We start from the raw sequence: 13,981 nt of genomic DNA, 5'->3' as shown, positions 1-13,981 counted from the left end.
CCCGCTTGCTAACCTGATAGGTGTTACATGGCAGGCGCAAAAGAGATTCGCAGTAAGATTGCGAGCATCAAAAGCACGCAAAAGATTACCAGCGCCATGGAAAAAGTGGCGGTCAGCAAAATGCGCAAGGCACAAATGCGCATGGCTGCTAGCCGTCCTTATGCGGAGCGTATCCGCCAGGTAATTGGGCATCTGGCCAACGCCAACCCGGAATACCGCCACCCGTTCATGATCGACCGCGCCATCAAGCGCGTTGGTTATGTCGTAGTGAGCAGTGACCGTGGTCTGTGCGGCGGCTTGAACACCAACCTGTTCAAGGCCCTGGTCAAGGACATGGCGGTAAACCGCGAAAACGGCGTCGAGATTGATCTGTGTGTCGTTGGTAGCAAGGGTGCGGCCTTTTTCCGCAACTTCGGCGGTAACGTCGTTGCAGCTATCAGCCACCTGGGTGAAGAGCCGTCGATCAATGATCTGATCGGCAGCGTCAAGGTGATGCTGGATGCTTATCTGGACGGCCGTATTGACCGCCTGTCCGTGGTATCCAACAAGTTCATCAACACCATGACGCAACAGCCTACCGTGGAGCAGTTGATTCCACTGGTGGCAACCCCGGATCAAGACCTCAAGCACCACTGGGACTATCTCTACGAACCGGATGCCAAGGAGCTGCTGGACGGCTTGATGGTCCGTTACGTGGAGTCGCAGGTCTACCAGGCGGTGGTCGAGAACAACGCGGCTGAACAAGCTGCGCGGATGATCGCGATGAAGAACGCTACCGACAACGCCGGTGATTTGATCAGCGATTTGCAGCTGATCTACAACAAGGCGCGTCAGGCTGCGATCACCCAAGAGATCTCGGAAATCGTCGGCGGCGCTGCCGCGGTTTAACGGTTCAAATATTCAGAGGATCCAGCTATGAGTAGCGGACGTATCGTTCAAATCATCGGCGCCGTTATCGACGTGGAATTTCCACGCGACAGCGTACCGAGCATCTACAACGCGCTGAAAGTAGTGAGCGCGGCTGAAACCACTCTGGAAGTTCAGCAACAGCTGGGCGACGGCGTGGTTCGCACCATTGCGATGGGTTCCACCGAGGGCTTGAAGCGCGGTCTGGAAGTTACCGATTCTGGCGCAGCCATCTCCGTACCGGTCGGTAAAGCGACCCTGGGCCGGATCATGGACGTCCTCGGTAACCCGATCGACGAAGCTGGTCCGATCGACACCGACGAGCGTTGGGGCATTCACCGTCCAGCGCCTTCGTTCGCTGAACAGGCAGGCGGCAACGACCTGCTGGAAACCGGCATCAAGGTTATCGACCTGGTTTGCCCGTTTGCCAAAGGCGGTAAAGTCGGTCTGTTCGGTGGTGCCGGTGTAGGCAAAACCGTAAACATGATGGAACTGATCCGTAACATCGCCATCGAGCACAGCGGTTATTCCGTGTTCGCTGGTGTGGGTGAGCGTACTCGTGAGGGTAACGACTTCTACCACGAGATGAAGGACTCCAACGTTCTGGACAAAGTGGCACTGGTTTACGGTCAGATGAACGAGCCGCCGGGAAACCGTCTGCGCGTAGCACTGACCGGCCTGACCATGGCCGAGAAGTTCCGTGACGAAGGTAACGACGTTCTGCTGTTCGTCGACAACATCTATCGTTACACCCTGGCCGGTACTGAAGTATCCGCACTGCTGGGCCGTATGCCTTCGGCAGTAGGTTACCAGCCGACCCTGGCTGAAGAGATGGGCGTTCTGCAAGAACGTATCACTTCGACCAAGGAAGGTTCGATCACTTCGATCCAAGCGGTATACGTACCTGCGGACGACTTGACCGACCCGTCGCCAGCGACCACGTTTGCTCACTTGGACGCCACCGTCGTTCTGTCCCGTGACATCGCTTCCCTGGGTATCTACCCAGCGGTAGACCCACTGGACTCGACTTCGCGTCAGCTGGACCCGAACGTGATCGGCAACGATCACTACGAGACCGCTCGTGGTGTTCAGTACGTGCTGCAGCGTTACAAAGAACTGAAGGACATCATCGCGATCCTGGGTATGGACGAGCTGTCGGAAGCCGACAAGCAGTTGGTAAACCGTGCTCGTAAGATCCAGCGTTTCTTGTCGCAGCCGTTCTTCGTGGCTGAAGTCTTCACCGGTGCATCGGGTAAATACGTTTCCCTGAAAGACACCATTGCTGGCTTCAAAGGCATCCTCAACGGTGACTACGACCACCTGCCAGAACAAGCGTTCTACATGGTCGGCGGCATCGAAGAAGCGATCGAGAAAGCCAAGAAACTGTAATCCCGGCGCCCGGCAACGGGCGCTCATTTAGGTTGAGGCAATCAGATGGCTATGACAGTCCATTGCGATATCGTCAGCGCGGAAGGAGAAATCTTTTCCGGCCTGGTCGAGATGGTGATTGCGCACGGTGCTCTGGGTGATCTTGGTATCGCTCTGGGCCACGCGCCGCTGATCACGAATCTCAAGCCGGGTCCGATCCGCCTGATCAAGCAAGGCGGGGAAGCCGAGGTGTTCTACATCTCCGGTGGTTTCCTCGAGGTTCAGCCGAACATGGTCAAGGTGCTTGCCGATACCGTGCAACGTGCCGCCGACCTGGATGAAGCTCAGGCTCAAGCAGCTCTCAAGGCTGCCGAAGCTGCTCTGCATGAGAAGAGCGCAGATTTCGACTACGGAGCTGCGTCCGCACGTCTGGCCGAGGCTGCAGCTCAGCTGCGCACCGTCCAGCAGATCCGCAAGAAGTTTGGCGGTTAATCCGTCAGCCACTTGTTGTGCGATTGATAAAAAAGGGTAGCCTCGGCTACCCTTTTTTCTTTTCCGACTTTCAAAAACCCGGTCGCAGTTGCTGACCACCCAGGATTGGTAGCCAGTCATGTCTCTTGAAATCGTTATCCTCGCGGCCGGTCAAGGCACCCGTATGCGTTCGGCACTGCCGAAAGTGCTGCACCCGATTGCCGGTGACTCGATGCTCGGCCATGTTATCCACAGTGCCCGTCAACTTGATCCCCTGCGCATTCACGTGGTCATCGGCCATGGTGCCGATGTGGTGCGCGAGCGGCTGGCCGCCGATGATCTCAATTTCGTGTTGCAGGACAAGCAATTGGGCACAGGCCACGCGACTGCCCAAGCCGTGCCGTTCATCACCGCCGACACCGTTCTGATTCTTTACGGTGACGTGCCGCTGATCGAAGTCGAAACCCTTCAGCGTCTGCTCAAGCACGTTGTGCCAGGGCAGATGGGGTTGCTGACCGTCGAACTGGACGATCCGACCGGTTATGGCCGCATCGTGCGTGATGCCAGCGGCAAGGTCGCGGCGATTGTCGAGCACAAGGACGCCAGCGAAGCACAACGCGCGATCACCGAAGGCAATACCGGCATTCTCGCGGTGCCTGCCAGCCATCTGGCTGACTGGATGGGTCGTCTGTCGAACAACAACGCCCAGGGCGAGTATTACCTGACCGACGTGATTGAAATGGCGGTCGGTGATGGCCTGGTGGTTGCGACCGAGCAGCCCCATGATCCGATGGAAGTGCAGGGCGCCAACGATCGCAAGCAACTATCCGAACTGGAGCGCCACTATCAGTTGCGCGCTGGCCGCCGCCTGATGGCTCAGGGTGTGACCCTGCGCGACCCTGCGCGCTTCGATGTGCGTGGTGAAGTGACCGCCGGTCGCGACGTGCTGATCGACATCAACGTCATTCTCGAAGGCAAGGTGGTCATCGAAGACGACGTGGTGATCGGCCCGAACTGCGTGATCAAGGACAGTACTCTGCGCAAAGGCGTGGTGATCAAGGCCAACAGTCATATCGAAGGTGCAGTGCTCGGTGAAGGCAGCGATGCCGGCCCGTTTGCACGCTTGCGCCCGGGCACCGTGCTGGAGGCTCGCGCCCATGTGGGTAACTTTGTCGAACTGAAAAACGCCCGCATGGGCGAGGGTGCCAAGGCCGGACACCTGACCTATCTGGGCGATGCCGAAATCGGTGCCCGCACCAATATTGGCGCCGGCACGATTACCTGCAACTACGATGGCGCCAACAAGTGGAAAACCGTGTTGGGCGAAGATGTGTTCATCGGCTCCAACAACTCGCTGGTGGCACCTGTGGATATCTCCGCTGGTGCGACGACGGCCGCCGGTTCGACCATCACCCAGAATGTGGATAACGCTCAGTTGGCTGTAGGTCGTGCACGGCAGAAGAACATCGATGGCTGGAAGCGGCCGGAGAAGATCAAGAAGAGCTGAGTTATCCACAGCGCTTCAATCTGAAAGATCGCTGCCTACGGGCAGCGATTTTTTTTCATCCCCGTCTTGACGGTTTTGCTGCGATAGGTTTTGATTGCTTTCATTATCTTTCGAATCGAAACTTAGCGCGCCATGTCGAAACGCAATACACCCCAACGTCGCCACAACATTCTGGCCTTGCTCAATGAGCAGGGCGAAGTCAGTGTCGACGAGCTCGCCAAGCGTTTCGAAACCTCGGAAGTTACGATTCGCAAGGATCTGGCCGCACTGGAAAGCCATGGTCTGCTACTGCGCCGTTATGGCGGAGCGATCACCATGCCCCAGGAACTGGTGGCCGACGTCAGTCAGAACGTTTCCAAATACAAGCAGGCGATTGCCCGCGCTGCGGTCAGCCGCATTCGCGAACACGCCCGCATCATCATCGACAGCGGCAGCACCACGGCCGCGATGATTCCCGAGCTCGGCCAGCAGCCGGGCCTGGTGGTGATGACCAACTCCCTGCACGTCGCCAACGCCTTGAGCGAACTCGAACACGAACCTGTCCTGCTGATGACCGGTGGTACCTGGGATCCCCATTCGGAATCCTTTCAGGGCCAGGTCGCCGAGCAGGTACTACGCTCTTACGACTTCGATCAGTTGTTTATCGGTGCCGATGGCATCGATCTGGTGCGTGGCACCACCACGTTCAATGAACTGCTCGGCCTGAGCCGGGTGATGGCGGAAGTGGCGCGGGAAGTGATCGTGATGGTCGAGGCCGACAAGATCGGCCGCAAGATTCCAAACCTGGAGCTGCCATGGAGCAGTGTCCATACCCTAATCACCGATGATCGCCTGCCGCAGGAGGCACGGGATCAGATTCAGGCTCGCGGTATCAATTTGATTTGCGCGACGGTCAGTCAGGAGAAATAAGCATGTGTGGAATTGTCGGCGCGGTAGCTGAACGTAATATCACCGCCATCCTGGTCGAAGGCCTCAAGCGCCTCGAATACCGGGGTTATGACAGTGCCGGTGTGGCGGTGTACACCAATGACGGCACTCTGGAACGCACCCGTCGCGTGGGCAAGGTCAGTGAACTGGACGCAGCCCTGGCGGAACATCCGCTGATTGGCCGTCTCGGTATCGCCCACACCCGCTGGGCAACCCATGGCGCGCCGAGCGAGCGCAATGCCCACCCGCATTTCTCCGGCAACGTCGCCGTGGTGCACAACGGCATCATCGAAAATCATGAAGCGCTGCGTGAGCAACTCAAGGCGCAGGGTTACGTGTTCTCTTCCGACACTGACACCGAAGTCATCGCCCACCTGCTGACCGAAAAACTCAAGGCGCTGCCGGACCTGTCCGACGCCCTGAAGGCAACGGTCAAGGAACTGCATGGCGCCTACGGTCTGGCGGTTATCCACGCGCTGCAACCGGATCGCCTGGTCGCGGCTCGCAGTGGCAGCCCGCTGGTGATCGGCCTGGGTCTGGGCGAGAACTTCCTCGCTTCCGACCAACTGGCCCTGCGTCAGGTCACCGACCGTTTCATGTACCTGGAAGAAGGCGATATCGCTGAAATCCAGCGTGACAAGGTGCAGATCTGGGACGTGACCGGTAAAGCCGTCGAGCGCCAGACCGTGCAGTACACCGACGGTGCCGAAGCCGCTGACAAAGGTGAATTCCGCCACTACATGCTCAAGGAAATCCACGAGCAGCCATCCGTGGTGCAACGCACGCTGGAAGGTCGATTGAGTTCGGATCAGGTGCTGGTGCAGGCGTTCGGCCCGCAGGCCGCCGAGCTGTTCGCCAAAGTGCGCAATGTGCAGATTGTGGCGTGCGGCACCAGCTATCACGCCGGCATGGTTGCCCGTTACTGGCTCGAAGAGCTGGCCGGGATTCCGTGCCAGGTCGAAGTCGCCAGTGAGTTCCGCTACCGCAAGGTGGTGGTGCAGCCGGACACACTGTTCGTCACCATCTCCCAGTCCGGCGAAACCGCCGACACCTTGGCCGCCCTGCGCAACGCCAAGGAACTGGGATTCTTGGGCAGCCTGGCAATCTGCAACGTCGGCATCAGTTCGCTGGTGCGCGAATCCGACCTGACCCTGCTGACTCAGGCCGGCCGCGAAATCGGCGTGGCCTCGACCAAGGCGTTCACCACGCAACTGGTCGGCCTGCTGCTATTGACTCTGTCCCTGGGCCAGGTGCGCGGCACTCTGGAAAAAGGCGTTGAAGCCCGACTGGTCGAAGAATTGCGTCGCCTGCCAACTCGCCTGGGCGAAGCGCTGGCCATGGACAGCACCGTAGAAAAAATCGCCGAACTGTTCGCCGACAAGAACCACACCCTGTTCCTCGGTCGTGGTGCGCAATACCCGGTAGCGATGGAAGGGGCGCTGAAGCTCAAGGAAATCTCTTACATCCACGCCGAAGCCTATCCGGCCGGCGAACTGAAGCATGGCCCGCTGGCGCTTGTGGATAACGACATGCCGGTGGTGACCGTGGCGCCGAACAACGAACTGCTCGAGAAGCTCAAGTCCAACCTGCAGGAAGTCCGTGCACGTGGCGGCGAACTGATCGTGTTCGCTGACGAAAAGGCCGGGATGACCAACGGCGAAGGCACCCACGTGGTGCAGATGCCGCACATCCACGACATCCTGTCACCGATCCTCTACACCATCCCGTTGCAACTGCTGTCGTACTACGTCGCTGTGCTCAAAGGTACCGACGTGGATCAGCCGCGCAACCTGGCGAAGTCGGTGACGGTGGAATAAGTTATCCACAAGGGTAACCCGTAATAAACGGTCACAGCCTGGAGACCCATTGAGGCCTCCAGGCTGTGGCATGTTCCCCACTTTTTGTTACCGAACACCCCAGCGCGGCGCAACGCCACGCTTCTGTAACAGTATCCCGCCGCTCAAAACACTCCCTGTAAAAAAACTGAAATACGCCGAAACCCTTGATTTTGGCGCTCTCCAGCCATGTCTGCGGTTCTTGTTGGATAGCTTCTCAGCAAGTTGGCCGTTCAATTGCATATGCTTGTATGTACAAGTAAAGACGTATGCATACGAGTTGAAAGAAACCGAGCATCACGTCCACTGATTCGCTTGTCGCGCATTGAAGCGCACAAGCCGCTTGCCCATCACCAGGGTTGGTTTGAATTGATCGCTGAGGAGTCTTTTTCGTGACTGACAATACCCAGAAACCTACGAAGTATCGTGACGTTGAAATTCGTGCATCGCGCGGTAACAAGCTGACCGCCAAGAGCTGGCTGACCGAAGCGCCGCTGCGCATGCTGATGAACAACCTCGACCCGGAAGTGGCCGAGAACCCGAAAGAGCTGGTGGTTTACGGTGGCATCGGCCGCGCCGCGCGTAACTGGGAGTGCTACGACAAGATCGTCGAAAGCCTGACCAACCTGAACGACGACGAGACCCTGCTGGTGCAATCCGGCAAGCCGGTCGGCGTGTTCAAGACCCACAGCAATGCGCCGCGCGTACTGATCGCCAACTCCAACCTGGTGCCGCACTGGGCGACCTGGGAACACTTCAACGAACTCGACGCCAAGGGCCTGGCCATGTACGGCCAGATGACCGCTGGCAGCTGGATCTACATCGGCAGCCAGGGCATCGTCCAGGGCACCTATGAAACCTTCGTCGAGGCCGGTCGCCAGCATTACAACTCGAACCTCAAGGGCCGCTGGGTCCTGACCGCCGGCCTCGGCGGCATGGGTGGCGCCCAGCCACTGGCTGCAACATTGGCCGGTGCTTGCTCGCTGAACATTGAATGCCAGCAAGTGAGCATCGATTTCCGCCTGAAAAGCCGTTACGTCGACGAGCAGGCCAAAGACCTCGACGACGCCCTGGCCCGCATCGAGAAGTACACCAAAGAAGGCAAGGCGATCTCCATCGCCCTGCTGGGCAACGCCGCGGAAATCCTCCCGGAACTGGTCCGTCGCGGCGTGCGCCCGGACATGGTCACCGACCAGACCAGCGCCCACGACCCGCTCAACGGCTACCTGCCGGCCGGCTGGACCTGGGACGAATATCGCGCCCGCGCCAAGACCGAACCGGCTGCGGTGATCAAGGCTGCCAAGCAGTCGATGGCGATGCACGTCAAAGCCATGCTGGACTTCCAGAAACAAGGCATCCCGACCTTCGACTACGGCAACAACATCCGTCAGATGGCTCAGGAAGAGGGCGTGGAAAACGCCTTCGACTTCCCGGGTTTCGTTCCGGCCTACATCCGTCCGCTGTTCTGCCGTGGCATCGGCCCGTTCCGCTGGGCGGCGCTGTCGGGTGATCCACAGGACATCTACAAGACCGACGCCAAGGTCAAAGAGCTGATCCCGGACGACGCCCACCTGCACAACTGGCTGGACATGGCCCGCGAGCGCATCAGCTTCCAGGGTCTGCCGGCGCGGATCTGCTGGGTCGGCCTGGGCCAGCGCGCCAAGCTCGGTCTGGCGTTCAACGAAATGGTCCGTCGTGGCGAGCTGTCGGCACCGATCGTGATCGGTCGCGACCACCTCGATTCCGGCTCGGTATCGAGCCCGAACCGCGAAACCGAATCGATGCAGGACGGTTCCGATGCAGTCTCTGACTGGCCACTGCTCAACGCGCTGCTGAACACCGCGAGCGGCGCGACCTGGGTGTCGCTGCACCACGGTGGCGGCGTCGGCATGGGCTTCTCCCAGCACTCGGGCATGGTGATCGTCTGCGACGGTACGGATGAAGCGGCCGAGCGTATCGCTCGCGTGCTGCACAACGACCCGGGCACCGGTGTGATGCGTCACGCCGATGCCGGTTACCAGATCGCCATCGACTGCGCCAAGGAGCAGGGCTTGAACCTGCCAATGATTACTTCGGTTAAAGGAGCCTGAACATGACTGCACTGAACCTGATCCCTGGCCAACTGAGCCTGTCCCAACTGCGTGACGTCTACCAGAACCCGGTCAAACTGAGCCTCGATTACAGCGCTGCTGCGCAGATCGAAGCCAGCGTCGCGTGCGTCGAGCAGATCCTCGCCGAGAACCGCACGGCCTACGGCATCAACACCGGTTTCGGCCTGCTGGCCTCGACGCGCATCGCCAGCGAAGACCTGGAAAACCTCCAGCGCTCGCTGGTGCTGTCCCACGCTGCCGGTGTTGGTCAGCCGATCAGCGATGAGCTGGTGCGTCTGGTCATGGTGCTCAAGGTCAACAGCCTGAGCCGTGGTTTCTCCGGCATCCGCCGCGTGGTGATCGACGCGCTGATCGCGCTGATCAACGCCGAGGTTTACCCGCACATTCCATTGAAAGGTTCGGTCGGTGCATCCGGTGACCTGGCACCGCTGGCGCACATGTCGCTGGTGCTGTTGGGCGAGGGCAAGGCGCGTTACAAGGGTGAGTGGATGGAAGCGACCGAGGCGCTGAAAGTCGCCGGTCTGACCCCGCTGACGCTGGCGGCGAAGGAAGGTTTGGCGCTGCTCAACGGCACGCAGGTGTCCACCGCATTTGCCCTGCGTGGTCTGTTCGAAGGTGAAGATCTGTTTGCCGGCGCGCTGGCGCTGGGTGGTCTTACAGTTGAGGCGGTATTGGGCTCGCGTTCGCCGTTCGACGCGCGTATCCACGCTGCCCGTGGCCAGAAAGGCCAGATCGACACCGCTGCTGCCTATCGCGATCTGCTCGGCGAGCGCAGCGAAGTCTCCGATTCGCACCAGAACTGCGAAAAGGTTCAGGACCCGTACTCGCTGCGCTGCCAGCCGCAAGTCATGGGCGCCTGCCTGACCCAGTTCCGTCAGGCCGCTGAAGTGCTGGTCATCGAAGCCAACGCCGTGTCCGACAACCCATTGGTGTTCGCGGCTGAAGGCGACGTGATTTCCGGCGGCAACTTCCACGCCGAGCCAGTGGCCATGGCCGCTGACAACATGGCGTTGGCCATCGCCGAAATCGGCTCCCTGAGCGAACGCCGCATCTCGCTGATGATGGACAAGCACATGTCGCAACTGCCGCCGTTCCTGGTGGCCAACGGTGGCGTGAACTCCGGTTTCATGATTGCCCAAGTGACTGCGGCCGCACTGGCCAGCGAGAACAAGGCACTGGCCCATCCGCATTCGGTGGACAGCCTGCCGACTTCCGCCAACCAGGAAGACCACGTGTCGATGGCCCCGGCCGCCGGCAAGCGCCTGTGGGAAATGGCCGAGAACACGCGCGGGATTCTCGCGGTGGAATGGCTGGCGGCGGCGCAAGGTCTGGACCTGCGCAACGGCCTGAAGACCTCGACCAAACTGGAACAGGCCCGGGCGATTCTGCGTCGCGAAGTGCCGTTCTACGAGAAGGACCGCTTCTTCGCGCCGGACATCAATGCAGCGACCGAGCTGCTGGCTTCGCGCACGCTGAATGAGTTGGTTCCAGCGAATTTGTTGCCGAGTCTGTAAGTGCCTCATCGCCAACAGGCTGTCTTCCACTCTGCGTGGAGGCCGGCCTGTTGGCGTTTCGATTTTTGCGTCGAATAACAATAAATAAGGACGAAAAATGCAGCAGCCAGCAAAAGGTTTGAAACGCGGGCTTTCGGCCCGACACATTCGCTTCATGGCCCTGGGATCCGCAATCGGTACCGGGTTGTTCTACGGTTCTGCCTCGGCCATCCAGATGGCCGGTCCTGCGGTTCTGCTCGCTTACCTGATCGGTGGCGCGGCGGTGTTCATGGTCATGCGCGCCCTGGGCGAGATGGCGGTGCACAACCCGGTCGCCGGCTCGTTCGGGCATTACGCGAGCACCTATCTCGGCCCGATGGCGGGCTTCATCCTCGGTTGGACCTACGCGTTCGAAATGGTCATCGTCGGCATGGCCGATGTGACGGCGTTCGGCATCTACATGGGGTTCTGGTTTCCGGAAGTCTCGCGCTGGATCTGGGTGCTGGGCATCGTTTCGGTGGTCGGCGGCCTGAACCTGTGCAACGTCAAAGTCTTTGGTGAAATGGAGTTCTGGCTGTCGTTGCTCAAGGTCGCGGCTATCGTCGCGATGATCCTCGGCGGCTTCGGCATCATGTTGTTCGGTATCAGCACGGCTCCCGGTCAGGCGACCGATATCAGCAACCTGTGGACCCAGGGCGGTTTCATGCCCAATGGCATAGGTGGCCTGATCGCCTCGTTTGCGGTGGTGATGTTTGCCTTCGGTGGTATCGAAATCATCGGTGTGACTGCAGGTGAAGCCAAGGACCCGCACCGTGTGCTGCCCAAGGCGATCAACGCCGTGCCGCTGCGCATCCTGCTGTTCTATGTGCTGACGATGCTGGTGCTGATGTCGATCTTCCCGTGGCAGCAGATTGGCAGCCAGGGCAGCCCGTTCGTGCAGATTTTTGACCACCTGGGCATCAGCTCGGCGGCCACGATTCTGAACATTGTGGTGATCTCGGCGGCGGTGTCGGCCATCAACAGCGACATTTTCGGTGCGGGCCGCATGATGTACGGCCTGGCTCAACAAGGGCATGCGCCGAAAGGCTTCGCTCAGCTGTCACGCAATGGCGTGCCGTGGCTGACGGTGATTGTGATGAGCTGCGCGCTGCTGCTGGGCGTGTTGCTGAACTACCTGATCCCGGAAAACGTGTTCCTGCTGATCGCTTCCATCGCGACCTTCGCCACGGTGTGGGTCTGGCTGATGATTCTGTTCACCCAGGTGGCCATGCGTCGTTCCATGACGGCCGAGCAGGTGGCGCAACTGAAATTCCCGGTACCGTTCTGGCCGTATGCACCGATCGCGGCGATCGCCTTCATGCTGTTCGTGTTCGGCGTGCTGGGTTACTTCCCGGACACTCAGGCTGCATTGATCGTCGGCGTGGTCTGGATCGTGTTGCTGGTGCTGGCTTATCTGACGTGGGTCAAACCGGCGGCCGGGGAGGCTGCGCGGGTGACCAGCGATCAGCCCGTTTCTCAGCCTTGATCTGATCGAAGGGGCGTCCGGGATTTGCCGGCGTCCCCTTCACGCATCACTTCTTCGGCGATTTGCTGCCGTTGGGGATGTGCAGGTAAGACATCACGCTTTCGGTCAGCTCGGTCGCCAGTTTGACCGCTTCCTTGTTGCGCGCCATTACGCCCGCGACCAGTCCCTCGATCAATGCCAGCATGGCCACGTTGGAGCTGGTCAGCACCGGATGATCGCAGGGTGCAAACAGCACATGCTCGGCAATGCCGGTGAGCGGCGAGGCCGGTGAATCAGTGATGGCCAGTACCGACGCACCGCGTTGGTTGGCGAATCGCGCCAGTTGCAGGGTGTCGAGGGAATAGCGCGGCAGGGAAATCGCCAGCAACACATCCTGATCGGTAATCGCGGCCAGTCGGTACGCGGCGTTTTCGTTGCCGCCCTCCATGCTGATGGCGGTGGCGTCGGCGCAGAACGGCATCAGGGTCGAGGCGGCGAGGCCGGCGAAGTAGACGCTGTTGCCGAACCCGAGGATGTAGATCTTGCGCGCAGTGGTCAGCCGGGTGACGAACGCTTCGAAGGCTTCGGCATGGTTGTTGGTCGCCGCCGTGGCCAGGTTGCTGCTGGCGCTCTCGATCTGTTCATGCAGGCCGAACGCTCCGCCCGGACGATGAGCCAGTTCATTGCGCAGCTTGTCGACCGGCGACACCATCTGCTGCAACGTCGCTACCAGTTCAGCCCTCATGCCCATATAACCACCGAGGTCCATCGCCTTGGCCAGTCGGTTGACGGCGGCGGGCGAGGTCGATGTTTCGTGGGCCATTTCTTCGATCGTCAGCGTCGCGGCTTTCAGTGGATGACGCAGGATGAAGTCAGCCACCTTGCGCAGCGACGGCGGCAAATCGGCAACGATTTCCGCCAGTTTGCGCATGACCGGTGCGGCGTAGACCGTGGTGTCTTTCGATGGGCTGGGCATATCCGGATCAACAGTTCCTGAAAGTGAGAGAAGGGCTGCGCCTGACAAGGTTGGCTGGAGTGTATCCGAAGCCAACCGTTGCAGGACAACGCCGAGCGAAGCGGTCGGGCTTACTTCAGGCTCCCGGCCAGAAACTGCTGGAGGCGTTCTGACTGCGGATTGACCAGAACTTCACGTGGATCCCCGCGCTCCTCGACCAGCCCTTTGTGCAGGAACACCAATTGATTGGACACCTCGCGGGCGAAGCCCATTTCGTGGGTCACGACCACCATGGTGCGGCCCTCCAGAGCGAGATCCTGCATGACCCTTAGCACTTCACCCACCAGTTCGGGATCGAGCGCCGAAGTCGGCTCGTCGAACAGCATCACTTCCGGTTCCATGGCCAGTGCGCGGGCAATCGCCACACGCTGCTGTTCGCCACCCGACATGTGGGCGGGCCAGGCATCCTTGCGATGCGCCACGCCGACTTTGTTCAAATAGTGCTCGGCCTTTTCCCGGGCCTCTTTCTTGCCCACACCCAGCACATGCACCGGGGCTTCCATGACGTTCTCCAGGGCGCTCATGTGCGACCACAGGTTGAAGTGCTGAAACACCATCGACAACCGTGAGCGCATGCGTTGCAACTGCCGAGGTTCGGCAGCCTTGAGCCCGCCCAGTTTGTTGGCCACCAGTTTCAGCGGTTCGCCATTGAGCACGATGCTGCCGGCGTTGGGTTGTTCCAGCAGGTTGATGCAACGCAGGAAGGTGCTTTTGCCCGAACCACTGGAGCCAATGATGCTGATCACGTCACCGGCCTGGGCCCGCAGGGACACGCCTTTGAGCACCTGGTGGGCGCCGTAGCTTTTGTGCAGGTCCTGAATTTCAAGTTTGTACATGGTGTGAA

At 60.0% G+C, this 13,981-nt stretch carries 11 protein-coding genes; 9 read left to right on the top strand and 2 right to left on the bottom strand.

Annotated elements, in window-relative coordinates; all coding sequences use genetic code 11:
* The first annotated feature begins 27 nt into the window (after nt 1-27).
* From atpG to AC07VV_RS11155, 9 genes are all read left to right on the top strand, one after another.
* On the top strand, nt 28-888 hold the full coding sequence (gene atpG / locus AC07VV_RS11195; RefSeq protein WP_008084419.1) for a F0F1 ATP synthase subunit gamma: 861 nt from the start codon (nt 28-30) through the stop codon (nt 886-888).
* Between the two features lie 27 nt (nt 889-915).
* Nucleotides 916-2,295: a F0F1 ATP synthase subunit beta gene (gene atpD / locus AC07VV_RS11190; protein ID WP_249484326.1), complete on the top strand. Its 1,380-nt coding sequence runs from the start codon at nt 916-918 to the stop codon at nt 2,293-2,295.
* 45 nt (nt 2,296-2,340) lie between these two features.
* Entirely contained in the window at nt 2,341-2,766 is a 426-nt protein-coding gene (locus AC07VV_RS11185) for a F0F1 ATP synthase subunit epsilon (protein ID WP_007954164.1), read from the top strand.
* A 118-nt stretch (nt 2,767-2,884) separates the two neighbouring features.
* Nucleotides 2,885-4,252 (top strand): bifunctional UDP-N-acetylglucosamine diphosphorylase/glucosamine-1-phosphate N-acetyltransferase GlmU, encoded by a 1,368-nt coding sequence (gene glmU / locus AC07VV_RS11180; RefSeq protein WP_495036257.1) that lies wholly within the window; start codon nt 2,885-2,887, stop codon nt 4,250-4,252.
* Between the two features lie 132 nt (nt 4,253-4,384).
* Complete coding sequence (locus tag AC07VV_RS11175; protein WP_192559380.1) at nt 4,385-5,161, top strand: DeoR/GlpR family DNA-binding transcription regulator; 777 nt, start codon at nt 4,385-4,387, stop codon at nt 5,159-5,161.
* A gap of 2 nt (nt 5,162-5,163) precedes the next feature.
* Nucleotides 5,164-6,996: a glutamine--fructose-6-phosphate transaminase (isomerizing) gene (gene glmS / locus AC07VV_RS11170; protein WP_096822374.1), complete on the top strand. Its 1,833-nt coding sequence runs from the start codon at nt 5,164-5,166 to the stop codon at nt 6,994-6,996.
* Between the two features lie 410 nt (nt 6,997-7,406).
* Nucleotides 7,407-9,104 carry a urocanate hydratase gene (gene hutU / locus AC07VV_RS11165; RefSeq protein ID WP_495036256.1) on the top strand — a complete coding sequence of 566 codons (1,698 nt, stop codon included), beginning with the start codon at nt 7,407-7,409 and terminating at the stop codon, nt 9,102-9,104.
* A 2-nt stretch (nt 9,105-9,106) separates the two neighbouring features.
* Complete coding sequence (gene hutH / locus AC07VV_RS11160) at nt 9,107-10,639, top strand: histidine ammonia-lyase (protein ID WP_495036255.1); 1,533 nt, start codon at nt 9,107-9,109, stop codon at nt 10,637-10,639.
* A gap of 97 nt (nt 10,640-10,736) precedes the next feature.
* The gene (locus tag AC07VV_RS11155) at nt 10,737-12,143 is read left to right on the top strand and encodes an amino acid permease (RefSeq protein WP_495036254.1); all 1,407 of its coding nucleotides are present in this window, start codon (nt 10,737-10,739) and stop codon (nt 12,141-12,143) included.
* A 46-nt stretch (nt 12,144-12,189) separates the two neighbouring features.
* Here the strand turns inward: AC07VV_RS11155 and AC07VV_RS11150 are convergent, their stop codons facing one another.
* Together AC07VV_RS11150 and AC07VV_RS11145 are read right to left on the bottom strand one after the other, a co-directional pair.
* Nucleotides 12,190-13,098 carry a MurR/RpiR family transcriptional regulator gene (locus tag AC07VV_RS11150; RefSeq protein WP_495036253.1) on the bottom strand — a complete coding sequence of 303 codons (909 nt, stop codon included), beginning with the start codon at nt 13,096-13,098 and terminating at the stop codon, nt 12,190-12,192.
* A 110-nt stretch (nt 13,099-13,208) separates the two neighbouring features.
* On the bottom strand, nt 13,209-13,973 hold the full coding sequence (locus AC07VV_RS11145) for an ABC transporter ATP-binding protein (RefSeq protein ID WP_495036252.1): 765 nt from the start codon (nt 13,971-13,973) through the stop codon (nt 13,209-13,211).
* Nucleotides 13,974-13,981: the final 8 nt, after the last annotated feature.

The organism is Pseudomonas sp. GW821-FHT02C04, from assembly GCF_059421845.1.
This window is presented reverse-complemented; position numbering and strand designations above follow the sequence as displayed.